The sequence below is a fragment of the Nocardia sp. NPDC058499 genome, assembly GCF_042719915.1.
Lineage (GTDB): Bacteria > Actinomycetota > Actinomycetes > Mycobacteriales > Mycobacteriaceae > Nocardia.
This window is the reverse complement of sequence record NZ_JBHXMZ010000025.1, coordinates 1-26,866: the sequence shown is the minus strand read 5'-3', so window position 1 is coordinate 26,866 and position 26,866 is coordinate 1. Positions and strand designations below refer to the sequence as shown.

27 protein-coding genes are annotated in these 26,866 nt (G+C 67.7%); 22 read left to right on the top strand and 5 right to left on the bottom strand.

All coding sequences use genetic code 11. The features are described from left to right. Nucleotides 1-264 precede the first annotated feature (264 nt). From dnaJ to ACFWPH_RS34085, 16 genes are all read left to right on the top strand, one after another. Nucleotides 265-1,422, top strand: a complete 1,158-nt coding sequence (gene dnaJ, locus ACFWPH_RS34160) for a molecular chaperone DnaJ (RefSeq protein ID WP_033244754.1) — start codon at nucleotides 265-267, stop codon at nucleotides 1,420-1,422. Nucleotides 1,423-1,426: 4 nt separating this feature from the next. Continuing rightward, the gene (locus ACFWPH_RS34155; protein ID WP_378756441.1) at nucleotides 1,427-2,170 is read left to right on the top strand and encodes a 16S rRNA (uracil(1498)-N(3))-methyltransferase; all 744 of its coding nucleotides are present in this window, start codon (nucleotides 1,427-1,429) and stop codon (nucleotides 2,168-2,170) included. 172 nt (nucleotides 2,171-2,342) lie between these two features. Beyond that, nucleotides 2,343-3,443, top strand: a complete 1,101-nt coding sequence (locus ACFWPH_RS34150; protein ID WP_280417893.1) for a PhoH family protein — start codon at nucleotides 2,343-2,345, stop codon at nucleotides 3,441-3,443. Between the two features lie 188 nt (nucleotides 3,444-3,631). Continuing rightward, nucleotides 3,632-4,201, top strand: coding sequence for an rRNA maturation RNase YbeY (gene ybeY / locus ACFWPH_RS34145; protein WP_378756440.1), 570 nt, complete (start codon nucleotides 3,632-3,634; stop codon nucleotides 4,199-4,201). A gap of 5 nt (nucleotides 4,202-4,206) precedes the next feature. Next, nucleotides 4,207-5,529 (top strand): hemolysin family protein, encoded by a 1,323-nt coding sequence (locus ACFWPH_RS34140; protein ID WP_378756442.1) that lies wholly within the window; start codon nucleotides 4,207-4,209, stop codon nucleotides 5,527-5,529. After that, nucleotides 5,522-5,872: a cytidine deaminase gene (locus ACFWPH_RS34135; protein WP_280417891.1), complete on the top strand. Its 351-nt coding sequence runs from the start codon at nucleotides 5,522-5,524 to the stop codon at nucleotides 5,870-5,872. Before ACFWPH_RS34140 ends, ACFWPH_RS34135 begins: the two co-directional genes overlap by 8 nt. Then, a complete protein-coding gene (era, locus tag ACFWPH_RS34130) occupies nucleotides 5,865-6,779 on the top strand; it encodes a GTPase Era (RefSeq protein WP_378756439.1) in 915 nt (304 codons plus the stop codon). Before ACFWPH_RS34135 ends, era begins: the two co-directional genes overlap by 8 nt. Nucleotides 6,780-7,002: 223 nt before the next feature. Then, a complete protein-coding gene (locus ACFWPH_RS34125; protein WP_378756438.1) occupies nucleotides 7,003-8,586 on the top strand; it encodes an ATP-binding protein in 1,584 nt (527 codons plus the stop codon). After that, complete coding sequence (locus ACFWPH_RS34120) at nucleotides 8,583-9,002, top strand: roadblock/LC7 domain-containing protein (protein WP_198165423.1); 420 nt, start codon at nucleotides 8,583-8,585, stop codon at nucleotides 9,000-9,002. Before ACFWPH_RS34125 ends, ACFWPH_RS34120 begins: the two co-directional genes overlap by 4 nt. Beyond that, the gene (locus ACFWPH_RS34115; protein WP_378756436.1) at nucleotides 8,999-9,358 is read left to right on the top strand and encodes a DUF742 domain-containing protein; all 360 of its coding nucleotides are present in this window, start codon (nucleotides 8,999-9,001) and stop codon (nucleotides 9,356-9,358) included. The genes ACFWPH_RS34120 and ACFWPH_RS34115 overlap by 4 nt, the downstream gene beginning before the upstream one ends. Further along, a complete protein-coding gene (locus ACFWPH_RS34110; protein WP_378756435.1) occupies nucleotides 9,339-9,962 on the top strand; it encodes an ATP/GTP-binding protein in 624 nt (207 codons plus the stop codon). Before ACFWPH_RS34115 ends, ACFWPH_RS34110 begins: the two co-directional genes overlap by 20 nt. After that, a complete protein-coding gene (locus tag ACFWPH_RS34105; RefSeq protein WP_378756434.1) occupies nucleotides 9,959-11,242 on the top strand; it encodes a cytochrome P450 in 1,284 nt (427 codons plus the stop codon). Before ACFWPH_RS34110 ends, ACFWPH_RS34105 begins: the two co-directional genes overlap by 4 nt. Then, nucleotides 11,239-12,474, top strand: coding sequence for a cytochrome P450 (locus ACFWPH_RS34100; protein WP_378756433.1), 1,236 nt, complete (start codon nucleotides 11,239-11,241; stop codon nucleotides 12,472-12,474). The genes ACFWPH_RS34105 and ACFWPH_RS34100 overlap by 4 nt, the downstream gene beginning before the upstream one ends. A gap of 254 nt (nucleotides 12,475-12,728) precedes the next feature. Further along, entirely contained in the window at nucleotides 12,729-13,499 is a 771-nt protein-coding gene (gene recO, locus ACFWPH_RS34095) for a DNA repair protein RecO (RefSeq protein WP_378756432.1), read from the top strand. Nucleotides 13,500-13,699: 200 nt separating this feature from the next. After that, on the top strand, nucleotides 13,700-14,509 hold the full coding sequence (locus ACFWPH_RS34090; protein WP_378756431.1) for an isoprenyl transferase: 810 nt from the start codon (nucleotides 13,700-13,702) through the stop codon (nucleotides 14,507-14,509). Next, nucleotides 14,506-14,931, top strand: a complete 426-nt coding sequence (locus ACFWPH_RS34085; protein WP_378756430.1) for a hypothetical protein — start codon at nucleotides 14,506-14,508, stop codon at nucleotides 14,929-14,931. Before ACFWPH_RS34090 ends, ACFWPH_RS34085 begins: the two co-directional genes overlap by 4 nt. Here ACFWPH_RS34085 and ACFWPH_RS34080 read toward each other — a convergent pair. Beyond that, a complete protein-coding gene (locus tag ACFWPH_RS34080; RefSeq protein ID WP_378756428.1) occupies nucleotides 14,913-15,548 on the bottom strand; it encodes a TetR/AcrR family transcriptional regulator in 636 nt (211 codons plus the stop codon). The genes ACFWPH_RS34085 and ACFWPH_RS34080 overlap by 19 nt on opposite strands. A 104-nt stretch (nucleotides 15,549-15,652) precedes the next feature. Here ACFWPH_RS34080 and ACFWPH_RS34075 point away from each other — a divergent pair, with 104 nt between their 5' ends. Then, on the top strand, nucleotides 15,653-16,627 hold the full coding sequence (locus tag ACFWPH_RS34075; protein WP_378756427.1) for a hypothetical protein: 975 nt from the start codon (nucleotides 15,653-15,655) through the stop codon (nucleotides 16,625-16,627). A 148-nt stretch (nucleotides 16,628-16,775) separates the two neighbouring features. Here ACFWPH_RS34075 and ACFWPH_RS34070 read toward each other — a convergent pair whose 3' ends face one another. Both ACFWPH_RS34070 and ACFWPH_RS34065 read right to left on the bottom strand, forming a co-directional pair. Continuing rightward, nucleotides 16,776-17,216, bottom strand: coding sequence for a Fur family transcriptional regulator (locus ACFWPH_RS34070; RefSeq protein WP_231508616.1), 441 nt, complete (start codon nucleotides 17,214-17,216; stop codon nucleotides 16,776-16,778). A 3-nt stretch (nucleotides 17,217-17,219) separates the two neighbouring features. Continuing rightward, nucleotides 17,220-17,570, bottom strand: a complete 351-nt coding sequence (locus ACFWPH_RS34065; RefSeq protein ID WP_033245293.1) for a helix-turn-helix transcriptional regulator — start codon at nucleotides 17,568-17,570, stop codon at nucleotides 17,220-17,222. 219 nt (nucleotides 17,571-17,789) lie between these two features. Between ACFWPH_RS34065 and ACFWPH_RS34060 the strand changes: the two genes are divergently transcribed. Both ACFWPH_RS34060 and ACFWPH_RS34055 read left to right on the top strand, forming a co-directional pair. Continuing rightward, entirely contained in the window at nucleotides 17,790-19,175 is a 1,386-nt protein-coding gene (locus tag ACFWPH_RS34060; protein WP_378756426.1) for a glycine--tRNA ligase, read from the top strand. 202 nt (nucleotides 19,176-19,377) lie between these two features. Beyond that, nucleotides 19,378-20,055: an MBL fold metallo-hydrolase gene (locus ACFWPH_RS34055; RefSeq protein WP_378756425.1), complete on the top strand. Its 678-nt coding sequence runs from the start codon at nucleotides 19,378-19,380 to the stop codon at nucleotides 20,053-20,055. A 54-nt stretch (nucleotides 20,056-20,109) separates the two neighbouring features. On the opposite strand, the gene ACFWPH_RS34050 is transcribed toward ACFWPH_RS34055, so the two are convergent. Together ACFWPH_RS34050 and ACFWPH_RS34045 are read right to left on the bottom strand one after the other, a co-directional pair. Then, a complete protein-coding gene (locus tag ACFWPH_RS34050; protein WP_378756424.1) occupies nucleotides 20,110-21,012 on the bottom strand; it encodes a cutinase family protein in 903 nt (300 codons plus the stop codon). Between the two features lie 512 nt (nucleotides 21,013-21,524). Beyond that, nucleotides 21,525-22,343 carry a MerR family transcriptional regulator gene (locus tag ACFWPH_RS34045; RefSeq protein WP_378756422.1) on the bottom strand — a complete coding sequence of 273 codons (819 nt, stop codon included), beginning with the start codon at nucleotides 22,341-22,343 and terminating at the stop codon, nucleotides 21,525-21,527. Nucleotides 22,344-22,663: 320 nt separating this feature from the next. Here ACFWPH_RS34045 and ACFWPH_RS34040 point away from each other — a divergent pair, with 320 nt between their 5' ends. From ACFWPH_RS34040 to dnaG, 3 genes are all read left to right on the top strand, one after another. Continuing rightward, nucleotides 22,664-23,362 (top strand): YdcF family protein, encoded by a 699-nt coding sequence (locus ACFWPH_RS34040; RefSeq protein WP_378756421.1) that lies wholly within the window; start codon nucleotides 22,664-22,666, stop codon nucleotides 23,360-23,362. 64 nt (nucleotides 23,363-23,426) lie between these two features. Continuing rightward, nucleotides 23,427-24,683, top strand: coding sequence for a deoxyguanosinetriphosphate triphosphohydrolase (locus tag ACFWPH_RS34035; RefSeq protein ID WP_378756420.1), 1,257 nt, complete (start codon nucleotides 23,427-23,429; stop codon nucleotides 24,681-24,683). Nucleotides 24,684-24,820: 137 nt separating this feature from the next. Beyond that, a complete protein-coding gene (gene dnaG / locus ACFWPH_RS34030; protein WP_378756419.1) occupies nucleotides 24,821-26,743 on the top strand; it encodes a DNA primase in 1,923 nt (640 codons plus the stop codon). The last annotated feature ends 123 nt before the right edge of the window (nucleotides 26,744-26,866 follow it).

The window sequence follows — 26,866 nt, the reverse complement described above, 5'->3', positions numbered from 1 at the left end:
GGTTTTGGCCCGTCCCTGCTGTCAGCGCTCGAGGCAATGCGGCGCAGCCGCGAGCATCGAGCGCTGACAGCAGGGACCAAGGGGGGCCAAAACCCGCGCGCCGGAGGCGCGCCATCAGACACTGTTACGCTCGGATATTCAGACGGCTAAAGTTGAGTCGACCCGACTTAGATCACGGCCGGGCGGCTACATCCGACAGGAGTCATGCGGCCGGCCGTATGCGGCCGGGGCCGTGGACAGCGACCAAGGACTAAGAGAACTCAAGTGGCACGGGATTACTACGGACTGCTCGGTGTCGGCAAGGACGCCTCCGACCAAGAGCTCAAACGCGCGTACCGGAAACTGGCTCGCGAACTGCATCCCGACGTGAACCCGGACGAGGCCGCGCAGGCCCGGTTCAAAGAGGTCTCCGCGGCGTACGAGGTGCTGACGGATCCGGAGAAGCGCCGCATCGTCGATATGGGCGGCGATCCGCTGGACGCGGGCGGCGGGGCCGGTGGTTTCAGCGGCGCCGGTTTCGGCGGGCTGGGTGATGTGTTCGAGGCCTTCTTCGGCGGGATGAGCGGTGGCGCAGGGGGTGGCGCGCGCAAGGCTCGGGGCCGGGTGCAGCCCGGCGCCGATTCGCTGGTGCGTACCCGGCTCAGCCTGGCCGAATGCGCGGTCGGGGTGACCAAACATCTCACCGTCGACACCGCTATTCTCTGCGATCTCTGCAAGGGTGCGGGCACCAACGGTAATTCCAAGCCTGTGCGCTGCGAAACCTGTGGCGGTGCCGGTGAGGTGCAGTCGGTGCAGCGTTCTTTCCTCGGCCAGGTGCTCACCTCTCGTCCCTGCCCGACCTGCCGTGGTGCCGGGGAGACCATTCCCGACCCATGCCACAAATGCGGTGGCGACGGCCGGGTGCGGGCCCGCCGGGAGATCGCGGCCCCGATCCCGGCCGGTGTGGCCAACGGGATGCGGGTGCGGCTGGCGGCGCAGGGTGAGGTCGGCCCGGGTGGCGGTCACGCCGGTGATCTGTATGTCGAGATCGTGGAGCAGCCGCACGATGTCTTCGTCCGCGACGGCGACGATCTGCACTGCACCGTCCGGGTCCCCATGGTGGACGCGGCCCTGGGCACCACCGTGGTGATCGACACCATCCTGGACGGGCCCACCGAGCTCACCATCGCTCCGGGGACCCAGCCGGGCGAGATCTCGGTGCTGCGCGGGCACGGTATGCCGCGGTTGCGGTCCAGCGCGCGGGGTGACCTGATGGCGCACCTGGATATCGTCGTGCCCACCAAACTGGACAGTAAGCAGGCCGATCTGCTGCGCAAGTACAAGGGCTTGCGGGGCCGGGACAAGGCCGAGGTGATGTCGGCGCAGTCCGAGCACAACAGCGGCCTGTTCGCCCGGTTGCGCGCCTCCTTCAGCGGACGCTGATCCGATGGCCGCACCGACCGTCTTCTATCTCGACGAGATCCCGGAGCCGGGCGGTATCGCGGTACTGGACGGCCCGGAGGGCCGGCATGCCGCGACGGTGCGCCGAGTCCGGGTCGGCGAGGCGATCAGCCTTTCCGACGGCCGCGGTGTGGTCGCGGAGACGGAAGTCGTTGCCGCGCAGAAGAATCAGCTCGATCTGCTGGTGCGCGACCGGGGTCGCGCGGAACCGGTTTCCCCAGCGGTGACGGTGGTCCAGGCGCTGCCGAAATCCGAGCGTTCGGAACTGGCGGTCGAGTTGATGACCGAGGCCGGTGCCGATGTCGTCATCCCGTGGCAGGCCGCCCGCTGTGTCTCGAATTGGGAGGCAAAAGCCGACAAGGGCGTGGCGAAATGGCGGGTGGCGGCCAGGGGCGCGGCGCGGCAGTCGCGCCGCGCCTATATCCCCGAGGTGACCGCACTGCATCGCACCCCCGAGGTGGTCGATGCGGTGCGCGCGGCGAAAGCGCAGGGCGCGGTGGTCGCCGCGCTGCACGAATCGGGGACCGGTAGCTTCACCGCGCTGCCGTGGGCCGCGGCGCCTGCGGTCGTGCTGATCGTCGGCCCGGAGGGCGGCCTCGACGATGCGGAGCTGACGGCGCTGGCCACCGCAGGTGCCGATGTGGTGCGGCTGGGACCCACCGTGCTGCGCACGTCCACGGCGGCCGCGGTCGCGCTGGGCGCCCTCGGTGCGCTCACGGCCCGCTGGTGACGTCCGGGTGAACTCCGCGTTCGGCCGGTTCACCGGGTGCGGAACGCCGTAATTCAGGTGGGACCTGTCGGGCCCGGGAGTTAGACTCGGGGCAGCGATACCGTTCGCGAGCAGAGCAAACAGCGCGCCTCACCGCGCCTGTCGAGACCGGAAAGCAGGCCATAGCCACTACGTGCGATCACAAGGCGATATCGGCGATCAGAATCCCTCCGCGGCCGACAACGGGGCCTCCGGGCCCGCGGCACGCACTGTCCGTTCCAGTATCGAACTCGCGCCCGAGTCGGTGTTCCCTTTCCTCGGTTCGGCCGATGCGAATTTGCGTGAACTCGAGAATCTGCTGTCCGCCGATATCCATGTCCGCGGCAATCTGGTCACCCTCACCGGCCCGGCTGCCGAGGTGGCGCTGGCCGAACGCGTCGTCGAGCAACTGGTGGCGCTGACCGGCCGTAACCGCGCCATCACCCCGGAAGCCGTGCGGCATACCGTCACCATGCTCACCGACGGCAGCGCGGAATCACCGGCCGAGGTGCTGAGCCTGGATATTCTGTCGCGGCGCGGGAAGACCATCCGCCCGAAGACGCTGAACCAGAAACGCTATGTGGATGCGATCGACGAGAACACGATCGTTTTCGGTATCGGTCCCGCCGGTACCGGTAAGACGTATCTGGCGATGGCGAAGGCTGTCCAGGCTCTGCAGTCCAAACAGGTCAATCGCATCATCCTCACCCGTCCGGCCGTCGAGGCCGGGGAGCGCCTGGGCTTTCTCCCGGGCACGCTGAACGAGAAGATCGACCCGTATCTGCGACCGCTGTACGACGCCCTGCACGACATGATGGATCCGGAAGCCATTCCGAAATTGATGGCCGCCGGCGTGATCGAGGTCGCGCCCCTGGCGTATATGCGGGGGCGAACCCTGAACGATTCGTTCATCATTCTGGACGAGGCGCAGAACACGACCGCGGAGCAGATGAAGATGTTCCTGACGCGGCTCGGGTTCGGGTCGAAGATCGTGGTGACCGGCGATGTGACGCAGGTGGATCTGCCGCATGGGGCGCGGTCGGGGTTGCGGGCGGCCAGCGAGATCCTGACCCGGATCGAGGATATTCATTTCGCCGAGCTGACCAGCAGTGATGTGGTGCGGCACCGGTTGGTGTCCGATATCGTCGACGCCTACGAGAAGTTCGAGGCCGAAACGCGTCCGCCGGTCGGGCCGCCGCATATGTCCGGGAATCGGGCGCAACGGCGCGCGGCGGGCCGGGCGGCACGGCAGTAAAGGCGCGGAGTCGGCCAGGGCGCGGAGTCGGCGCCCCAGCCGGTGGGAGTAACCCCGCCGCTGGGCTCCCGGTGGCCGCGTTCGGGTTCGGGGTGGCGGCCGGCACCCGAGGTGTTGCGCCGCACTCGCACGGGTAGTGCGCGGGCGTCGGATAGGTGGCGGCCGACGGTACCCATTAGGCTGACCAGGTGAGTATCGAGATCGCCAACGAGTCGGGTATGGACGTGCCCGAGGAAGACCTTGTCGGTGTCGCCCGCTTCGTGATCGGCCGGATGGACGTGCACCCGGCGGCCGAGCTGTCGATGGTGCTGGTCGATCTCGACACCATGGCCGACCTGCATATGCGCTGGATGGATCTACCGGGGCCCACCGATGTGATGTCGTTCCCGATGGACGAACTCGAGCCCGGTGGCCGGCCCGACAGTCCGGAACCCGGACCCTCCATGCTCGGCGATATCGTGCTGTGCCCCGAGTTCGCCCTGGACCAGGCCGCCAAGGCCGGGCATTCGCTCGATCACGAACTCGCCCTGCTCACGGTGCACGGGGTGCTCCATCTGCTCGGTTACGACCATGCCGAACCGGCCGAGGAGAAGGAGATGTTCACCCTGCAGGGCCGGTTGCTGGAGCAGTGGTACGAGGAGTTGCGCGAGGAGCAGCGCCGTGCCGAGCTGGCCGCGCGCGATGCCCGGCTGCTGGACAAAACGGGGTTCGTGGCACCGGAAGAGGGCCGCTCGCGGCCGGGTGACGCGCACGCGTGAACGAGATGATCCTCTTACTGCTCGCGGTGTTGCTCGCTGCGGTGGGTGGGGTATTCGCCGCGGTGGATTCGGCGCTGAACACCTTGTCGGTGGCCCGACTCGACGATATGGCGCGGGGTGACCGGCCCGGGGCGGTGCGGTTGAGCCGGATCGTAGACGACCGGCCGCGCTACGTGAACCTCATGGTGCTGTTGCGCATTCTGTGCGAGATCACCGCGACGGTGCTGCTGGCCGCGGCGCTGACCCAGTTCATGGACAGTGCCTGGGCGCTGTTGGTCACCGCCGTGGTGATGGTGCTGGTGTCCTATGTGGTGATCGGGGTCGGCCCGCGCACCCTGGGCCGCCAGCACGCGTATTCGATAGCCCTCACCGCGGGGCTGCCGCTGCAGTTCATCGGTGCGCTGCTGGGCCCGCTGAGCCGGCTGCTGATCCTGCTCGGTAATGCGATCACGCCCGGTAAGGGTTTCCGGAACGGGCCGTTCGCCTCCGAGATCGAACTCCGCGAAGTGGTCGATATGGCGCGCGAACGCGGCGTGGTCGCCGACGACGAGCGCCGGATGATCCAGTCGGTATTCGAACTCGGCGATACCACGGCCCGCGCGGTGATGGTGCCGCGCACCGAAATGGTGTGGATCGAAGCCGATAAATCGGTGGCGCAGGCGATGTCGCTGGCGGTGCGCAGCGGGCATTCCCGGATTCCGGTGATCGGGGAGAACGTCGACGACGTCCTCGGCGTGGTGTATCTGAAGGATCTGGTGCCCTACGCCGACCGGGGGCGCAGTGTGCGGGTGCGTGAGGTGATGCGCGACGCGGTGTTCATGCCCGATTCCAAACCGCTCGACGATCTGCTCGACGAAATGCAGCGCCGGCGCAACCATATGGCCCTGCTGGTCGACGAGTACGGCGGTATCGCCGGGCTGGTGAGCATCGAGGATGTGCTCGAGGAAATCGTGGGCGAGATCGCCGACGAATACGACACCGACGAGACCCCGCCGATCGAAGAGCTGGAACCGGGCCGCTACCGGGTGTCGGCGCGGCTGCCGGTCGCCGACCTGGGGGAGTTGTACGGGCTGCCGATCGGTGAGGAAGAGGTGGACACCGTCGGCGGTTTGCTCGCGCACGAACTGGGGCGGGTACCGCTGCCGGGTGCGGAGGTCGTCGCGCACGGGCTGGAACTACGCGGTGAGGGCGGTGCGGACGCCCGCGGACGGGTCCGGGTGCACACCGTGGTGGTGGCCCGGGCTCGAGAGCAGACTACGGAAACCGATGCGGAGCCGGACCGGGACCGCCCGTCCGCCCGAACCGACGAGGGAGCAGGCCATGACTGAACTGGATGCCGAGGACAACAAGCTGCTGGTGTTGGCGCGGGGGGCGCTGGGGCGCACGGGCGGCGCCGCGGGCGCGGCGATCCGTGATACCGACGGCCGCACCTATGCTGCCGGTGAGGTGGGATTGCAGGCGTTGCGGCTGACGGCGTTGCAGTCCGCGGTGGCGGCGGCGATCTCCAGCGGCGCGGAGGGTTTCGAAGCGGCGGTCGTGGTGGGCGGTAAGTTCGCAGACGCGGGGGTGACGGCGGTGCGTGAGGTGTCCGCGGGGGCGCGGATCATCTTCGCCGACACGTCGGGGGCGGTTTTCGATATCGCCGAGGGTTACGAGGCCACCGATGCCTGAATCCGGTGAGCGGGAGTTCCGGTCCGGTTTCGTCTGTTTCGTCGGCCGCCCGAATACGGGTAAATCGACGCTGACCAACGCGCTGGTGGGGGCGAAGATCGCGATCACCAGTTCGCGGCCGCAGACCACCCGCCACACCATCCGCGGGATCGTGCACCGGGAACACACCCAGCTGATCCTGGTGGACACGCCTGGCCTGCACCGGCCCCGCACCCTGCTCGGCCAGCGGCTCAACGATCTCGTGCGCGATACCTATTCCGAGGTCGATGTGATCGCGCTGTGTATCCCGGCGGACGAGAAGATCGGCCCGGGTGACCGCTGGATTGTGCAGCAGGTGCGGCAGATGGCGCCGAAAACCACGCTGCTCGGTGTGGTCACCAAAATCGACAAGGTCGGCCGGGAGCAGATCGCGAAGCAATTGCTCGCGGTTTCCGAGCTGCTCGGTCCCGATGCCGATGTCATCCCGGTCTCGGCCGTCAAGGGGGAGCAGGTCGAGCTGCTGGTCGATCTGATCGCGTCGAAGATGCCGCCCGGCCCGGCGTTCTATCCCGACGGGGAACTCACCGACGAACCCGAGGAAACCCTGATGGCCGAGCTCATCCGGGAGGCCGCACTGGAGGGGGTGCGCGACGAGCTGCCGCATTCGCTGGCGGTGGTGATCGAAGAGGTGCTGCCGCGCGAGGAGCGCGAGGACATGCTCGATGTGCACGCGCTGCTGTATGTGGAGCGGCCGAGCCAGAAGGCGATCATCATCGGCAAAGGTGGTGCGCGCCTGAAAGAGGTCGGCACCAACGCCCGTCAGCAGATCGAACATATTCTCGGCACCCGTATCTACCTGCATCTGCATGTGAAGATCGCGAAGGACTGGCAGCGCGACCCCAAACAGCTGGGCAAACTCGGCTTCTAGCGCGGACTCGGCTACTTCTTTCCGTTTCTGAGTGTTGGCTGAGGTTTGGCCTGCCCGGGTAGCGCTGGTTGGACTAGGCCGATATGCTTCGGCCCCGATACCCGAAATCATCGGAGCGAAACCATTTTTCCTCCGACGATTCGGTAACGGGGCACGATGGGGTGCCGGATGCGGGCTCGGCGTGGAGTCGGCAGCACTTGGCGCGAGCGGGGGTACCCGGCATATGTACGAATCGGTGGTGGTGAGCCGTCCCGGCACGCCCGGACCGGCGGACCGGCGGCAGTGGGTGGCTCCCGCGCTCGCCCTGGCGATCTCGGTGGCGATCGGTGTCGGATTGGTCGCCGGCGCCATGCTCTCGGTGGCCCCGCCCGACCGGATGCTCACGGCCGTATGGATTTCCGTCGCCGTTGTCGCCGCGTGCACCGCGGTCACCACCGCCGTGTACGTGCGGGGGCTGTTCGCGGCCGAACAGCAGCGCCGGGCGGAAACGGCGAATCTGCTGGCCCGGGCCGAGGCCCGGGTCGCGGCCGGCGAACAGGCCGTCGCCGTGGAGAAGGAGGCCACCGCGGCCAGTGAGCGGCGCCGGTCGGCGGCCATCGCGGCGCTGGCGAACGCGTCCGGCCGGATGCAGGCCATGACCACCAGCATGCTGGCCGAACTGCAGGATCTCGAACATCGATACGCCGACCAGGCCGTGCTCGCCGATCTGCTGAAACTCGATCACGCCACCGCCCAGGCCGGTCGCCTCGCCGACAGTATCGCGATCCTCAGCGGTGCACGCACCGGCCGGCGCTGGGCCAAACCGATTGTGCTGGAGCGGGTACTGCGCGGGGCCATCGGGCGGGTCGGCGGCTATCAGCGGGTGCGGATGCGGGCCATCGCCGAGATCGCGATCGCCGGGCACGCGGCCGAAGGCGTTATCCACGCCCTGTCCGAACTGGTCGACAATGCCTGCCGGTTCTCGCCGCCCACCACCGAGGTGCATATCTACGCCGCGGAGATCCCCGCAGGTGTGGTGGTGACGATCGAGGACAGCGGCCTGGTCATGAGCGAAACCTCGCTGCGTCGCGCGCAGGTCACGGTGTCCGGGACCGAGGACGCGACCGAGGGGCTGTCCTCGCTCAACGGCACCCGGTTCGGGCTGGCGGTCGTCGGCCGGCTGGCCCGCAAACACGGACTCACCGTCAGTTACCGGCCGTCGGCGATCGGCGGCACCGCGGCGGTGGTGATGATCCCCCGCGACCTCACCGCCCGGATCGAACCCCCGGCCACCCCGGCATTGCCGGCCGGGAATTCGGCGGGGCAGCCAGGACTGCCGCCGGGGGTATCCACCGGTCCGTTCGGATCCTCCTCCGATACCGGCTCCCGCTACGCGACCGCGGGCGCGGACGGCGCTCCGGATAGCGGCGCGAACCGCACCGGCGCTGCGGCGCAGTCCCCGTACACCTCGGGCCGCCATCAGGTCACGCAGTACACCTCGGGACAGTTTCCGGCGCCGATATCGGAGATCTCGGCGACCACCACGACGGTCCTGCCCAAACGGCGCCGGGGCAGCACCCTGGCCGCCGCCCACCCCGAAGGTCTGCCCGAGCGGGACGATCTCGATCTCTTCGACGGTTCCGCACCGGAGGACACCGCCGCGAAACACCGATCGACGGCTTCGGCCATGGGGGCGTTCCAGCGCGCGGTCACCGGCCGGGCGGAGGAGGAACCCCAGCCCTTCGGCGGACCGATCGGGTCGCCCGGCAACGGCGCCGCGCGACCGGCGCGTCATTCCACGACAACCGACTGGGAGAACGATCGATGACGATGACATCGGATCCGGCGCAACTGGATTGGCTGCTACAACGGCTGCTGAGCGAAACCGCCGGGGCCCGGCACGCGGTACTGCTCGCCGCGGACGGTATCCAGATGTGCCATACCGCCGGATTATCGATGGATCAGGCCGACCGGCTCGCCGCCATCGCCTCCGGGGTGCAGGCTCTGGCCGGTAGCGCGTCCGCGGAGTTCGGCAACGGCCGCGGCGGGGTGCGGCAGTCGATGACCGAGTTCTACGGCGGCATCCTGTTCATCGTCGGCGCCGGTGCGGGCGCCCAGATCGCGGTCCTCGCCGACGACGACGCCGACGCCGGCCTGGTCGGCGCGCAGATGGCGGCGCTGATCGAACAGGTCGGGGAGTATCTGTCCGCACCGCCGCGGGGGAGTAGAGCGAGACTGCTGTGAACCGTCCCGGCCGCGACGACGAACCCGACCGTTTCTACACCCTCACCGGCGGCCGTGCCGCCCCCACCACCGAAGAATTCGATCCCGTCACCCTGGTGGTCAGTGAATGCGCGCCCGCACCGGCGATGCAGCGCGAACACGTGGCCATCCTGACCATGTGCCGGCAGCCGACCGCGGTGGTGGAGATCGCCGCCGAACTACGGCTGCCGATCGGCATCGCGACGGTTCTGGTCGCGGATCTGCTGCACTCCGGCAAGGTCACCGTGCGCCATCCCGAACTCGCCGCGGGACCCTACGGCGACACATTCGATATCGACATGCTCGAGAAGGTGCTAGTTGGACTCCGTAGCCTTTGACGATCGCCCCACCCGTGCCCGTGCCCCGCTGGCCGGTTCGGTGCGGCACGGCCTGAAAGTCGTTGTCGTCGGCGGCTTCGGGGTGGGTAAGACGACCATGGTTCGCGCGGTGAGCGAGATCCAGCCGCTGGACACCGAGGCGGTGATGACCGATGCCGGTGCCGGCGTGGACGATCTGTGCGGGGTGACCGGGAAGTCCACCACCACGGTCGCCTTCGATTTCGGGCGGATCAGCCTGTCCGACGAGTATGTGCTGTACGTGTTCGGCGCCCCGGGACAGGAACGGTTCTGGTTCCTGTGGGATCGGCTGTTCACCGGGGCGCTGGGCGCGGTGGTGCTGGTGGACCCGCGCCGGATCAGCGATTCCTGGTATGCGATCGACCGGCTCGAGTACCAGGGCACGCCGTTCGTGGTCGCGTGTAATTCGTTCGAGCCCGTCGGGCCGCCGCTGGACGAGGTCCGTGATGCCCTCGACCTCGACCCGCATGTTCCGTTGTTCGGCTGCGACGCGCGGTCGCGGGATGCGAGCAAACAGGTGCTGATCGGGCTGGTCGAACACCTCATCGAGCGGCAGGCCCCGGCCGGAGCGGCGGTACGCCCGTGACCGGTCTCGAGTACAACGCCGGCCTACCTGCCGCGAGTTGCCCAGCGGCGCAACCGGGCTCGGTCCGGCTCGACGGCCCCGGTTTCCACACCGACCCCGCGCTGCTCTACACCCGGATGCGGTCCGAGCACGGCCCGGTGGTGGCGGTGGAACTCATCGGCGGGATCCCCGCGTGGCTGGTGATCGGCTACCGGGAACTGCATCAGGTCACCACGGACGGTGTGATGTTCCCGCGGGATTCGGCGCTGTGGAACCAGTGGCCCGCGATCCCGCCGGAGTGGCCGCTGCTGCCGATGGTGGGCCGCCCGCAGCCGGGCATCTACTTCACCGCCGGCGCCGCGCACGCCCGCCATGTGGCGCTGGTGGAACCCGCGCTGGAATCGGTGGATCCGTTCGCGCTGCGCAGCGCCTGCGAAAAGCTCGCCGACGGCCTCATCGACCGATTCTGCGGCCGCGGGCACGCGGATGTGGTCACCGAATTCGCCGAACTGCTCCCGGTGCTGACCCTGGCGTGGATCTTGGGCGTACCCGAAGCCGACGGGCCCTATCTGGCACAGACCATGCAGGTGCTGTGTGACGGCGGCCCCGAGGCCCCGGCCGCCTACCAGCGGTTCGTCGAATATATGCAGCAGCTGCTGGTGCAGAAGAAACTGCAGCCGGGCCAGGATCTTGTGTCGCGGATGCTCGCAGATCCCGTGCCGTTCGCGGACGAAGAGTATGTGCTGAATATGCAGTCGGTCACCGCGGCCGGGCATCTGCCGACGGCCGACTGGATCGGTAACTCGATCCGCCTCATGCTGGTCGACGACCGATTCGCCGCCGCGTTCGGAGCCGCCCGGCACAGTATCGGACAGGCCATGACCGAAGTGCTCTGGGAAGATACACCGACCCAGATCCTGGCCGGCCGCTGGGTCGCACGCGATACCCGGCTCGGTGAGGCACTGGTCCGCCGCGGCGATATGTTGCTGCTCGGCCTGGCCGCCGCCAATTCCGATCCGCATATCCGCCAATACACCGGTGACGGCGCCGATCCGGCGCATTCCGGTAACGCCGCCCATTTCGCTTTCGGGCACGGCGAATACCGCTGCCCGTTCCCGGCCCAGCAGATCGCCGAGATCATCGCCCGTACCGGTATCGAGGTGCTGCTCGACCGGCTACCCGATCTGGACCTCGCGGTTCCTGCCGAGTCCCTGGTCCGCCGGCCCTCCCCATTCCTGCGCGGGTTCACTTCTCTCCCCGTTCGTTTCACTCCTGTTCCCGCCGTTGGAGGTGGCTCGTGAGCCAGCAGTGCCCGCATACCGCGGCCCTGACCATCGACCCCATGGTCGCCGATCTCGCGGGGGAGACCCGCACACTGTGTGAGGGCCCGGAGCTCACGAAGATCGACCTGCTGGGCGCCCCGGCGTGGACCGTCACCCGGCACAACCTGGCACGGCAGCTCCTCGGCGACACCCGCCTGGTCAAAGATCACACACAGTGGAATCTGTGGCAGTCCGGCGCGGTGACCCGGGAATGGCCGCTGATCGGCATGATCGACGCCGGCCGCTCCATGTTCACCGTCGACGGCGCCGAACACCGCCGCTTGCGCATCAAGACCACCCGCGCGCTGGCCCCGCGCCGCCTGGGCGCGCTTCGGCCGAAGATCGAACAGTTCACTACCGAACTCCTCGACGATCTGGCGGAAGCCGGTGCCGGTGGCGTCGTGGATCTGAAGCAGGTTTTCGCCTATCCGCTGCCGATGCGGGTGATCAGTGAACTGATGGGTGTTCCGCGCACCGACCACACCTACCTGCTCAAGGCGTACAAGAAGTTCTTCTCGCTGCTCACCCCGCACGACGAGCGGATGCGGGTCTTCGCCGAACTCGACGACTACTACACCGGGCTCATCCGGGAGAAGACAGCGAATCCGGCCGACGATCTCACCTCCGATTTCCTCCACGATGTGGCCGACGGCGAAACCCCGCTCACCGAGGAAGAAGTACACGGCAACCTCAAGGCGCTCGTGGCCGCCGGCCACGAAACCACCGTCAGCCTGATCGTCATGACCACTCGTGCCCTGCTCGGTCACCCGGAACAGCTGGCCGCGATCCGGGCCGGGGACCGCACCTGGGAGGAAGCGATCGAGGAGACGCTGCGCTGGGACGGCCCCGTCATCCACCTGCTGATGCGTTTCGCCACCGAGGACATCACTGTTGGCGATGTCACCATCGAAAAAGGCGACGGTGTGGTCATGTCCTATCGCGCCATCGGCCGCGACCGCGGCCTGCACGGCGCCGACGCCGACACCTTCGATATCACCCGCCCGACCGCGAACCGCAATATCTCCTTCGGCTACGGCCCCCATATCTGCCCCGGCGCGGCCCTGGCCCGGCTGGAGGCCACCATCGCCCTACCCGCCCTGTTCGACCGCTTCCCGAACCTGCGCGCCGATATCCCCCTCACCGAACACGGCAATCTCCCCGTGCTCACCCAGAACGACCCCGCCGCCTTCCCGGTCCACCTCGGAACCTAGAACCGGGCCGATCCGCGGGACAACCGGAGACGGTCTCGTAGCGGTCGCTCTTGCACGTCAGATCGGATCGTCCGGCCCGACACAACAACGCGACCGACGGCGGTGCCGAGTCTTACGAGGCCCTTGGAGGTTTTGGCCCGTCCCTGCTGTCAGTGCTCGAGGCAATGCGGCGCAGCCGCGAGCATCGAGCACTGACAGCAGGGACCAAGGGGGGCCAAAACCCGCGGCGCCGCAGGCGCCGCATAATAAACACCGTGCAGTTGTACAGGGACCATGCGGTGGTGCTGCGCCAGCACAAGCTGGGCGAAGCCGATCGCATTGTCACGCTGCTGACCAGGCAACACGGCGTGGTGCGGGCGGTGGCGAAGGGCGTGCGCCGGACGAAGTCGAAGTTCGGTGCGCGGCTGGAGCCGTTCGCCTATGTCGATATCCAGCTCTACCCCGGCCGTAATCTCGACACCGTGACCCAGGTGCATACCGTGGAGGCTTTCGCGACCGCCATCGTCGCCGATTACGGCCGCTACACCACCGCCTGCGCGGTCCTGGAAACCGCCGAACGCCTGGCCGGGGAGGAACGCGCTCCCGTCCCGCGGCTGCATACGCTCACGGCGGGCGCCTTGCGCGCGATCGCGGCCGGGGAACGCCCACACGAACTCGTCCTCGACGCCTTCCTGCTGCGCGCCATGGACTACGCCGGCTGGGCCCCCGCCATCGACGAATGCGCCCGCTGCGCCACCCCCGGCCCGCATCGCGCGTTCCATATCGGTGCCGGCGGCGCGGTCTGTGTGCACTGCCGGCCGGCCGGTGCTGCCACCCCGGCTCCTGCTGTATTCGATCAACTGTTCGCCCTGCGTCACGGTCGCTGGGACCGGGTCGCGGATATCCCGGAATCGGCCCGCCGCCAGGCCGGCGGTCTTATCGCCGCCCACCTGCAGTGGCATCTGGAGCGCGAACTACGAACCCTCCCCCTTGTCGAACGTTCAGTCGGTGGCGCGGCATCCGGGGGCCGCGTGACCGAAGGGTAAAGCACACGCCCCCGAACCGAACGCAACCAACCGCGCCGCCGAGTCCAGCGAGGCCCTCGAAGGGTTCGGCCCGCGTTGTGTTTCAGCGCCCGATGCAATGCGCCGCAGGCGCGAGCATCGGGCGCTGAAACACAACGCCTGAAGGGCCGAACCCCGCGCCGCCGAAGGCGGCGCCGATAAACACAGCTACCCTTTGAACCGTGATCCTGCGTCGTGACTCTGCCGGTTCGGACGCGTCCGCCGGTGCTCGTACCGTCCGCCCGCCGGCACCGCATCCTTCGGGCGCGACCCCGCCCGATATTCCGCGGGAGCTCGTTCCCCGGCATGTTGCGCTGGTGATGGACGGTAATGGTCGCTGGGCGCAGGAGCGGGGGTTGCCGCGGACCGCCGGTCACGAGAAGGGCGAGGCCGTTCTCATGGACACCGTCGAGGGGTGTATCGAGATCGGGGTGAAATGGCTGTCGGCGTACGCGTTTTCCACCGAGAACTGGCGGCGCAGCCCCGATGAGGTGCGTTTCCTGATGGGCTTCAACCGGGATGTGATCCGGCGCCGGCGCGACGAGATGCACGAGATGGGGGTGCGGGTGCGCTGGGCGGGGCGGCGGCCGCGGTTGTGGCGCAGCGTGATCCGTGAGCTCGAGATCGCCCAAGAACTCACGCAGGACAACACCGTGATGACGCTGACCATGTGCGTGAACTATGGTGGCCGCGCCGAGATCGCCGATGCCGCAAGGGAAATCGCGCGGCGGGTGGCGGCCGGTGAGGTGGATCCGGAGAAGGTGAACGAGTCCATGCTCGCCCGGCACATGGACGAACCGGATATGCCCGATGTCGATCTGTTCCTGCGGCCCTCGGGCGAGTACCGGAGTTCGAACTTCCTGATCTGGCAGTCCGCGTATGCGGAATTCGTCTATCAGGACACCTTGTTCCCGGATTTCGACCGCCGCAATCTGTGGGAGGCCTGTATGGAGTACGCGCGGCGGGATCGCCGGTTCGGTGGTACCAAATGACGTCCGAACCGGAATCCGGTGCCGTGGCCCCCGATATCGAATTGAAGGCGCGAGCCGGCGCCGGTCTGGGCCTGCACGATATCGATGTCCGGGTCGATACCGATGGTTCGCTGCGTTTCGATTTCCAGGGTGCGCTGTGCTCGCTGAGCGCGTTCACGCTGACGCCGGGGCTGGATGTGCTGTCGCTGACCTGCGTGCTGGCCTGGGACCGCCCGCTGAAACCGCAGTTCCACAAGCGGGTGGCCGAGCGCAACGCCGCGCTGCAGTTCGGGTCGATCGCGTTGATCACGCACGGGAAGCTCGCGGATGTGATCCTGCGCTATACCTTCCCGGCGGCGGGCCTGGACGATCAGGCGCTGACCACCATGTTGTTGCTGGTGCTCAGCGGTGCGGGGGAGGCGCGTCAGGGTTTGCTGCCCTGAGCGTTGTTTTCGGATCGGGCCGGCGGCCCGTAGGGCAGGAGTGTGGCGACGCCGCGGATGTACTGGTCGCGGTCCACCTCGCCGATGATCAGATGCTGGAGGACGTATCCGGGTAGCAGGCCGAACAGCGCGGCGGTGACGGCGTCGAGGTCAGCGTCGGCGGGCAGCCAGCCTTGTTCGTGCATCCGCTCGACGTAGGTGTGCCACATCGCCCGGATTCCGGTCATGGTCCGGCGTACCGGTTCGGCGGCGTTATCGTCGATCAATGCCAGCGACCAGGCCTGCGGTGCCAGTCGTAACCGGCCTTCCGGCCCCGCCTGGGTATCGATCCAGGTGGTCAGATGGGCTACCAGTTCCGCCGGGGGTGGTAGGGGGTCGCGGCGGATCACTTCTTCCATCCGGGCGCGGATATCGCCCGCGGCAGTGGAGGCGAGCGCGACCACCAGTTCGTCCTTGCCCTTGAAGTAGCGGTATACCGCGCCCGCCGACAGTCCTGATTCGTTGAAGACGTCCTGCATGGAGGTCTGGTGGAACCCCTTGCGGACGAAGCAGATCCGGGCGGCATCGAGGATCTGCTGCCGGCGGCGTTCCAGGTGTTCGTCACTGACTCGGGGCATACCCCAAACTAAAACGAATGTTCGTTCTTGACAAGTTGCGGCGGCCGGTGGGACGGTGGGCTCATCGTTAAAAGAACGAGCCTTCGATTTTCTGGGAGAACGTCATGAACGTCATCCAGCGTGCCGTCGCCATCGGGCTGGGCGCGGCCCTCCTCCAAGCGCTGATGTTGATCGCCTTCGCCTGGCCCGCCACCAATATCGCTCCGCGGGATCTCCCACTGGCCGTCGCCGGGCCGCAGGCCGAGATGGTCGAAGCGCGGCTGGCCGGCCAGAGTCCGGACGCCTTCGAGCTGACCACCGTGCCCGATGAGGCCGCGGCCCGCGCCGCCATCGGCGACCGCGAGGTCTACGGCGCAATCGTCACCGGCAACGGTGCGCCCAAGATGCTGGTCGCCTCGGGCGCCAGTCCGGCGGTGGCCCAGCAGCTGACCCAGATCGGTCAGCAGATGTCCGGAACGCCGCCCGTGCAGGTCGAGGATGTGGTCGCCGGTGATCCCGACGATCCGCGGGGCGCCGGGTTCGGGGCGATGGCCTTGCCGCTGGTGATGGCCGGGATTGCCGGAGGAGTGCTGCTCACCCTGCTGATCCCGTCGGCGGCCGGGCGGATCGCGGGCGTGTTCATCTTCGGTATCGCGGGTGGTCTGCTGAGCATGCTGGTCACCCAGACCTGGCTGTCCATCGTGCCCGGCCCGTATCTGGAGCTGTCGCTGGTCGCGGGTCTGGTCTCGTTCGCCGTCGCCGGCACCGTAACCGGTCTGGGTACCGTGATCGGCCGCGCCGGGATCGGGATCGCCGCGCTGGTGATGCTGCTGGTCGGCAACCCGTTCTCCGCCGCCACCTCGGCGCCGGAACTGCTGCCGCAGCCATGGGGGACGATCGGCCAGCTGCTGCCCCCGGGTGCCGCGGCCTCGCTGATCCGCTCGGTCGCGTTCTTCGACTGGGCGGGGGCGCAGGGCCCGCTGCTGGTGCTCGTGGGCTGGGCCGTGCTGGCGCTGGTGCTGCTCGGCCTCGGAGTCCTGCGGGACAGCCGTCGTTCCGAACCGGTGGACGGTCCGGCGGCGGTGCCGGTGGCCGCCTGAGCCGCGCTGTTCGCGGACAAAGACAGCCCGCTACCCGATCGCCGGGCAGCGGGCTGCGTTGTGCGGGATCACTCCGTTGAGCGGGTCAGCTCCGGACCTCGGGCGATGGGTAGCGGGCAGTGTTATGCGGTATCACCCGGCGGTCGGGTCAGCTCCGGACCTCGGCGCAGGCATGGCAGGTGCCGAAGATTTCGAGCGTGTGGCTGACCTCGGTGAACCCGTGATCGGCCGCCGTGCCGGCGGCCCACTTCTCGACGGTCGGCCCCGCCACTTCGACCGTCCGCCCGCAGTGCCTGCAGACGAGATGGTGGTGGTGCCCGTTGGAGCACTGCCGGTACACCGACTCCCCGTTGTCCGTGCGCAGCACATCCACCATTCCGGCATCGGCGAGCGATTGCAGCGTGCGGTAGACGGTGGTCAGCCCGATACCCTCCCCGCGTCGGCGGAGCTCGTCGTGTAGCTCCTGGGCCGACCGGAACCTGTCGATATCCTCCAGGAGCGCGGCGATCGCATTGCGTTGCCGCGTGGTGCGGATACCGACTGCTTTCCCTCTGGTGGTCCCTTTCGCGGTGACCAGGCTCTCGGACACGAATTACCCTTCTTCTTCGGCGTGCGCTACTGCGTCGACCACGATATGCGCCAAGTGGTCGTCGACGAGTTCGTAGAGGACCTCGCGGCCCGAACGCTCGCCGTGCACTACCCCGGCCGATTTCAAAATCCGTAAATGCTGGCTGACCAGCGGTTGTGTGACACCGAGGGCATCCACCAGTTCGTGCACACAGCGCGGCGACTCCCGCAGTTGTAGCACGATGGCGATGCGAACGGGGGCCGCGAGCGCGCGCAGCAGCTCACCGGCGTTCTCCAGCACCGTACGGGCCGGGATCGGGGCCGGTGCGGGGGAGCGGTAGGGGTTGTGGGCGACGGCGGCGGTATCGGTTGTCATGGTCCACTCCTTATTGGAAACCGGTCCCATTTTGATATGCATGGATATGCATGTCAAATGCCCACGCCGATGCGGGTGCGTAATCCCTTGGCGCGGGTGGATAGGCTGTAACCGATCAGCGGCATATGCCCGGACAACCACCGCGGCAGCCGCGATCACGTGCGCCCGATCCGGGCAGCGTAACTACTGGCGATTACGTAGTGGATGGAGAGTTCTCGCGTGGCACCCAAGTCGAAGGTGGACACCGTTGCCAACCTCGCCAAGCGCCGGGGGCTGGTGTACCCGTGTGGTGAGATCTACGGCGGTACCAAATCGGCGTGGGACTACGGTCCGCTGGGCGTCGAGCTCAAGGACAACATCAAGAAGCAGTGGTGGCGCTCCATGGTCACCGGCCGCGAGGACGTGGTGGGCCTCGATTCCTCGGTGATCCTGCCCCGGCAGGTCTGGGTGGCCTCGGGCCATGTGGAAACCTTCTCCGACCCCCTCGTGGAATCCCTGCACACCCACAAGCGCTACCGTGCCGACCATCTGCTCGAGGCCTACGAGGCCAAACACGGTCACCCGCCGGCCAACGGCCTGGCCGATATCAACGATCCGGAAACCGGCCAGCCCGGCAAATGGACCGAACCGCGTAACTTCTCGGGTCTGCTCAAGACCTATCTCGGCCCGGTGGACGACGAAGAAGGCCTGCACTACCTGCGCCCCGAAACCGCGCAGGGCATCTTCGTCAACTACAAGAACGTCGAAACCACCGCGCGTAAGAAGCCGCCGTTCGGTATCGCCCAGATCGGCAAGAGCTTCCGCAACGAGATCACCCCCGGCAACTTCATCTTCCGCACTCGTGAATTCGAGCAGATGGAGATGGAGTTCTTCGTCAAACCGGGCGAAGACGCCGAATGGCACAAGTACTGGATCGATACCCGTTTCTCCTGGTACACCGACCTCGGTATCGACCCGGAGAACCTGCGCCTGTTCGAGCATCCCAAGGAGAAGCTGTCGCATTACTCGGCCGGTACCACCGATATCGAGTACCGCTTCGGCTTCACCGGCGGCGAATGGGGCGAGCTGGAAGGTATCGCCAACCGCACCGATTACGACCTGTCCACGCACGCCGAGCATTCGGGCGTCGACCTCAGCTACTACGACCAGACCGCCGAGGAACGCTACATCCCGTACGTGATCGAACCCGCGGCCGGCCTGACCCGTTCGCTGATGGCGTTCCTGGTCGACGCGTACGCCGAGGACGAGGCCCCGAACGCGAAGGGCGGCGTGGACAAGCGCACGGTACTGCGGCTGGACCGCAGGCTCTCCCCGGTCAAGGCCGCCGTGCTGCCGCTGTCGCGTAACGCCGACCTCACGCCGAAGGCCAAGGACCTCGCCGCACGACTGCGCCGGAACTGGAATATCGAATTCGATGATGCCGGTGCCATCGGCCGCCGCTACCGCCGGCAGGACGAAATCGGTACCCCGTTCTGCATCACGGTCGATTTCGACACCCTGGACGACCAGGCCGTGACGGTCCGCGAACGCGATTCGATGTCGCAGGAGCGTATTGCCCTCGATCAGGTCGAGGGCTATCTCGCGCAGCGCCTGCTCGGCTGCTAGAGAAGGGCAGTGCCGGCGCGATAGGCAGACCGTCCCGCGGTCCACGCTGTCGCGCCGGCCTCCGTGCTCGAGCCGGATCGGCATGAGTTCCTGGCGCATTGCCCTGACGCATTCCGGGCAAACGACCGTCGCGGGAAGTCCTGCTTCCGGCGTTCGCCGGTCCCTGTGCGGTCGTACGGATGATCCTGGCTAGCATCGGGGTGTGATCACCATCGAAACGACCTACACCGGACATGTCGAATCGGGTGGCGCCGCGCAGCGCCGAGAGGTGCCGGGCGCCCGGGTCACCAAGATGTCGGTCGGCCCGATGGACAACAACACCTACCTGGTGCAATGCGCCGCCACCGGCGCGACACTGCTCATCGACGCCGCCAACGACGCGGACCGGATCGTCGAACTGGTCCGACAGACCGCCCCGGACGGGGCCGGCCTGATCGTCACCACCCATCAACACCCCGACCACTGGCAGGCACTCGCCGCCGTCGCAGAAGCAACCGGTGCGCCGAGCGCCGCGCATACGCTGGACGCCGAACCGCTGCCGGTCACCCCGCAGCGTCTCCTCGCCGAGGGAGACAGCGTCACCGTCGGCGACCTCACGCTCGAGGTCATCCATCTGGTCGGGCACACTCCGGGCTCGGTCACGCTGGCCCTGACCGACGGATCCGGCCGGACCCACCTGTTCACCGGAGACTGCCTCTTTCCCGGCGGAATCGGAAAAACCTGGCGCCCGGAGGATTTCACCACCCTGCTCGACGATGTCACCCGCAAACTGTTCGGCCGCTACGGCGACGATACGGTCGTCTACCCCGGCCACGGTGACGACACCACCCTCGGCGCCGAACGGCCGCAGTTGGCCGAATGGAAGAGTCGCGGCTGGTGATCAGATGCCGTCGGCACGGCCGGAACGCGGCCGGGCCGACGGCATCGGTCCGGATCAGGCGAGCGCGATGAGCTGCTGCCGTAGCCAGGTCAGGGCCGTGGCGCCCCCGGCGACCCGGTAGCTCGGGTAGCTCTGGTGGATACCGGATTTCACGAAATCGTCGATCTGCTGTTTACGTTCCTCGTAGGCGGCGCCGTTGAGTTGGTCGTGCAGCAGGCCGATGCCGCCCGCGGCCAGCGCGTCGTTGAGCAGTTCGATACCCAGCGAGTGATAGTTGCCGAACTGGGCGGGATCGCCATTCGAGACCTGGGCGAAGAACCCGGCGATCCGGGCGGCGAAATCACCGTCGGGGGTGGAGCAGTACAGGTCGCCCACCGCGCAGAAGGTGTAGGTGCGGTTACTCAGCCAGCCGAAACCGGTCAGCCGCGGGCCGCCCGCACCGGCGCCGGGTACCGCCGGACCGATCAGGTTGTCGGTGGGGGAGCGGCGCGGATCGGCGATCAGCCCGACCAAGGCGACCCGGTCGGCGGGGACAACGCCCAGGCCGGTGCCGATTTCGGCGGCCAGATCACCGGCGGCGTCGGCGCCCTGGCTGTAGCCGAGCAAGGCGAACCGGGTGTTGGCGCAGCGCCGCGAGACGTCCGAAATCAACCCGCGCGCACCGGCGACGGCCTCATTCTTGGAACGGCCGTAGATCTCGCCCTCCCACGGGAACGCGGTCGCCGCATAGGCGACGTAGTCGGCGTACGCGCCGTTGGGCAGGCCGTCCGTGACAGCGGCGAGCATCCCTTTGCCGGGATCGTCTACCGAGGTCTCCCAGGTTCCGGGAATCGCCACCACATACAGTCCGGGGCAATGCGCCGGGGCCGCATGGGCAGTCGTCGTGGCCACCGCGGGGGCAAGGACAGCGGCGAGGGTTACCGCCAGACCGGCTGCGGCGTTCTTCCATCCAGGCATCGTGTACTCCATGTGCTCACCGAGACGGCCACGGGCCGTTCACCTGTTCCCAGGATTCCCAAATCAGTCCAAAGGCATGCCGCATCATTGCGGCTTGACGCATAAGTAAGGGCGGATCCGTGATCACCGGGGAACGGCTGGTGACGCAGCAGATCTCGCCGACGAACAGCCAACCACAAATTGTCCGTATCGGCAGCACAATCTACCGGTGTTCGACCCCGATCCACGGGATATTCACCGTACGAGAACGGCTTGTCGCCGAAATTGTCCGTTCCATCCGGTTTTCGGGCGGGCTGTACGCGGCGGAACTCGGCCCACTGGCCGGCCCAGGATCTCGGTGACCTCCGGCTCGGAGCGTCCATCGCCCGAGTTGCGCCGGTAGCGGTCCCACCAGCTTTCGATCAGCCTCAGCCCGGCACCGAATTCGGGGTCGGAGACCGGGCCTCGGGACCGCGGCCCGAACCGGGACCCGGTCTGCCGGAACCGGCAGCGGCGGCTCCGGCAGCGGCGGGTCACTTCCGGGCGACAGGTTCCTGGAGTTCGGTCACCCACTTGCTGGTGTCCACATCCCAGACCAAGGTGACCTCGCGGCTGGGTCCCACTGTGCGGTAGCCGTTGTCCTCGATCCATTGCACCAGGTCCTGGTGTGGTTCGAGGACGCCGTTCATATCGCCGCGGTAGATCTGCGTCGCGGCCAGCGGCATCTCCGGGAGATCGACGACCGTGAAGTCGTCCGATTCGACGGGATCGATCCGCACCGGCATACCCGCGTGTGCCAGCACCGAGCCGTCCGCGCGCTGGTCGTAATAGCAGACGGCAGGTCCGGTGAACTCGATTCGCTCTCGCTCCAACGCGGCACACAGTTCGGTGAACAGCCGCTCCACCGCCGGCCCGATCTTCTCCGGCGTGAAATCGGCGACCACGGTACTGCGTTCGGCGATCCGGCCGGCCGGAACGGTTTTCACCACGATCTCGTCGGTAGGCATCGTGCCCTCCTTCTCGATTACCCGGAGTCTCGCCTCGACGCGGACGAGCCGCTCCCGGTCCGCGGCTATGCGCTGTTCGAGGTCGGCGCGGCGCAAGGCCAGCATGCCGCGCATCTCGGCGCCGGTCACCGCGTCGTCCAGCATCCGGCCTACCTGGTCCAGCGTGAATCCGAGCTCTTTGAGCGCGATGATCCGGTTCAGCCGCGTCAGCTGGCCGACCTCGTAGAAGCGGTATCCGCTGACGGGGTCGACGCGAGCGGGCGCCAGCAGCCCGAGCAGGTCGTAGTGGCGCAGCATCCGTACCGACACCCGTCCGTGCCTGGCGAAATCTCCGATACTCAACATGACGCCACCTGTTCTATGGGCTGACATTGTGTCAGGGTCAAACAACCGTTCCCGGGCTCACAGACGCCCGTCGTGACATCCGCGCACCGCGGTCACCGCACCCACCCGGCGAATCCGATAACGATTCGGGCGCCAACAGCGGCCCTATGTAGCCGGTAGCGCAGGGATTTCGGCGTCGCTTGCGCTTACCGCAGGGCTGGTAACCAGTATCGTCACCCTTCTGAACAGCGCGAACCGTATCCGGGTGCGGTGGCGCGACGGTTGCCGGTTCCAGGTCCGCGCTGCCCGGCACCCGGAACCTGCCTGGCAGACTTGTCGATGTGACATGGGCTCCCGCGCGTATACGACCGGACTCGCGTACCGATTCCCGCGCACGGCGCGGGGCCGGTGCCGCGATTCTGCGCTGGGCAGGCCGGCTGATCAGCGGCGCGGTGGTGCTGGGGCTGGTGCTGCTACTCGGGACCGCGGTGCGGGTGTGGCAGGTCGCGCGAATCGAGGACTACACCCCCGCGGACGCCATCGTGGTGCTCGGCGCCGCCCAGTATTCGGGCACCCCGTCGTCGGTGTTCGAGGCACGGTTGTATCAGGCCGAGCAGCTGTACGAGCTGGGCGTTTCGGATCTGGTGATCACGGTCGGCGGGAAGCAGGAAGGCGATCTCTACACCGAGGCGGCATCGGGGAAGATGTATCTCACGGATGCCGGTATCCCGGCGGACGCCGTACTCGCCGTGGAGACCGGCTCCGACACCCTGCGCAGCGTCGAGGCCGTGGCGGCGGCGATGAAGGAGCGCGGGCTCGAATCCGCCGTCCTGGTGAGCGACCCGTGGCATTCCCTGCGCACCCGCACCATGGCCCGCGATGCCGGACTCGACGCGTGGACCGCGCCCACCCGCACCGGCCCGGCCGTGTACACCCGCGAATCGCAGGCGCACGGTATCGCCCGGGAGACCGCGGCCCTGCTCTGGTATCAGCTCACCCATTTCTCGGCCGACGATTTCAGCTATACCGCCGGTCGGTAACGCTTCACCGGCTGGTACTGCCGGACACTCCGGAACGTCACCCCCTGGTGGCAGACTTGGTGCGATGACCTACACCGAGCACGACCGGGAACGCCTGGTCACCGAGGCCCCCAAAACGGCCGGCCTGGTCGACGCCGGCGGCAACGGGACCGAGGCCGGCAACGGGCACCGCAGTGAATTCGCGCGCGACCGTGCCCGCGTGCTGCATTCGGCCGCGCTGCGCCGCCTGGCCGATAAAACGCAGGTCATGGGTCCCCGTGAGGGCGACACCCCGCGCACCCGGCTCACCCATTCCCTGGAGGTCGCCCAGATCGGCCGCGGTATCGCCGACGGTCTCGGTTGCGACCCCGACCTCGCCGAACTCGCGGGCCTGGCGCACGATATCGGCCACCCGCCCTACGGGCACAACGGGGAGAAGGCCCTGGACATTTTCGCCGCCGAGCACGGCGGTTTCGAGGGCAACGCCCAGAATCTGCGCATCCTGACCAGGCTCGAACCCAAGGTCCTCGATTCCTACGGTCACAGTTCCGGGCTCAACCTCACCCGCGCCGCCCTCGACGCCTGCATCAAATACCCGTGGCAGCGCACCGAACCGGGCGGAAAATTCGGTGCCTACGAGGTGGATGCCGACCGGCTGGCCTGGGTGCGCAAGGACGCCCCGGAACGCCGGCCCGCACTGGAATGCCAGGTGATGGACTGGTCCGACGATGTCGCCTACTCCGTGCACGATGTGGAGGACGGGATCATCGCCGGCCGGATCGATCTGCGCGCACTGGCCGACCCGGTGGAGCGGCTGGCGCTGGCCGAGCTGGGGCATGTGCAGCATCGCGCGCTGTCGGTCGAGGATCTGGTGGCCGCGGCGCAGCGGCTGTCGGAGCTGCCGGTGGTCGCCGATGTGTTCCACTACGACGGCACACTGCGCAGTTCGGTCGCGTTGAAGCGGCTCACCAGCGAACTCGTGGGCCGGTTCGCCAACGCGGCGGTGGTCACCACGAAGGAGGCAGCCGCCGGCCCGCCGGCCCGCTATTCCGCCGATCTGCTGGTACCGCCCGTCGCCGCGGCCGAGGTCGCGATGCTGAAGACCGTCGCCCTGCGCTACGTCATGTCCGATCCCGACCACAAACTCCGGCAGGCCGCCCAGCGGGACCGCCTGATCGCCGTCGCGGAACATCTGCTGGCCACCGGTCCGGCCGCGCTCGACCCCCTCCTGCAACCGTGGTGGGACGCCGCCGCCGACGACACCGCCCGGGTGCGGGTGATCGCCGACCAGATCGCCTCCTACACCGAGAGCCGGCTCGAACGCGTCGCCACGCAACTGTGAACGAGCGGTGAGTTCGCGCACAGGGTGCTCGGGCCGCGGACTGTGGCTGCTGGCACCAGGGGCGCAGCGGGGCGAAGCCCCTCCTCAGACCGCGCACGGCCGGAGCGGAGGCGGAGGTATCGCCTAGACTCGTTCCCGTGACCGGACGAATACCAGCTCGCGATATCACCGCCATTCGGGAGCGCGTCCGGATCGAAGACGTGGTGGGCGAGTATGTGGCTCTCAAACGCGGCGGCGCCGATTCGATGAAGGGCCTGTGCCCGTTCCACGACGAGAAATCGCCGTCCTTCCACGTCCGTCCCAACCACGGCCTGTTCCACTGCTTCGGCTGCAACGAGGGCGGTGATGTGTACGCCTTCATCCAGAAGATCGAGCACATCGGTTTCGTGGAGGCCGTCGAACAGCTCGCCGACAAGATCGGGTACCGGATCGACTACGAGGGCGGCGGTCCCTCGGTGCAGCGCGACCGCGGTACCCGCTCCCGGCTGGTCGCCGCGAATGCCGCCGCGCACGAGTTCTACATGTCCCGGTTGCGCGGCCCCGACGCCACAATGGCCCGCAAATATCTCACCGACCGCAATTTCGACGAGGCCGCCTGGACCCAGTTCGGCTGCGGTTACGCTCCCGACGGCTGGGACACCCTCACCAAACACCTGCTGAACAAGGGGTTCGAATTCAAGGAGCTGGAGGCGGCGGGGCTCTCCCGGCAGGGCCGCCGCGGTCCTATCGACCGTTTCCACCGGCGGCTGCTGTGGCCCATCCGCAACCTCGGCGGCGATGTCATCGGTTTCGGCGCGCGCAAACTCTTCGACGACGACACCATGCCGGGCAAATACGTCAACACCCCGGAAACGTTGCTGTACAAGAAGTCCCAGGTGCTGTTCGGTCTCGATCACGCCAAACGGGAGATCGCCAAAAGTCATCAGGCCGTGGTCGTCGAGGGCTACACCGATGTGATGGCCATGCATCTGGCCGGGGTGAAAACCGCCGTCGCCGCCTGCGGGACCGCATTCGGCGACGATCACCTGGGCATCCTGCGCCGTCTGCTCATGGACGATAACTTCTGGCGCGGTGAGATCATCTTCACCTTCGACGGTGACGCCGCCGGCCAGGCCGCCGCCCTGAAGGCCTTCCTCGGCGATCAGAAAGTGGCCGGGCAGACCTATGTGGTGGTATCCCCGGACGGCCAGGATCCGTGCGAGATGCGGCAGCACTCCGGTGACGCAGCCCTGCGCGATATGGTCGCCCGGCGCGAACCGCTGTTCGATTTCGCGCTGCGCCAGGAGATCGCCAAACGCGAGGACAGCCGCACCCGCGCCCTCACCTATGACAGCCAGGTCGAGGTGATGCGCTGGGCCGTACCGATCGTCGCCCAGATCAAGGACCACGGCCTGCGTAAACGCTATGCCACCCAGCTCGCCGAATGGACCGGCTGGCAGGATCCGCAGCTCGTCTACCGCCGGGTCGACGAGGAGGCCCGTAAGTTACGTGGCGCCGCTGCCGCACCCGCCCGGGCGCCCCGGGTGGAGCACACCGGGCCCACACCACCGGCCGCCCGCCCCGATCCGCGCGACCCGGTACTGCGCTCCCAGCGTCAAGCCCTCGCCGCCGGACTCCAGTACCCGGAAATCGCCGGCCCGGCATTCGACGCCCTGGAAACCGAGGCCTTCACCCACCCGGCCTATATCGCGGTACGTGCTCTCATGGCCGAAGCCGGCGGTGTCTGCTGCGGTCTCTCCGGGGCCGACTGGATCGCCGTGATCACCGATCACACCGACGATCTCACCCTGCGCGCGCTGGTCTCGGAACTGGCGAGCGAACCGCTGCCGGTGAAAACCAGCGGCGATATCCCGCGCTTCATCACCGGCGTCCTCGCCAGCACCCAGGCCGCGCTGGTGGGACGGCAGATCGCGGAACTGAAATCCCGCCTGCACCGCGTCTCCTCCACCGACGATCCGGATACCTATATGGCGCTGTTCGGCGATCTGGTGGCACTGGAGCAGTACCGCAAGAGCCTGCTCGAGCAAGCCATGGGCAGCGGCGACTTCGCCGCCACCTGATATTCGCCGCTGATCGGACCTGCCCTAACCTCCCCTGTTCGTGCAATTCCGGCACGTAGTGCCGGAATTGGCGAAAGGGTGCTCTGACCTGCGATAATCGATTTGCTTAAGACCAAAAATCGA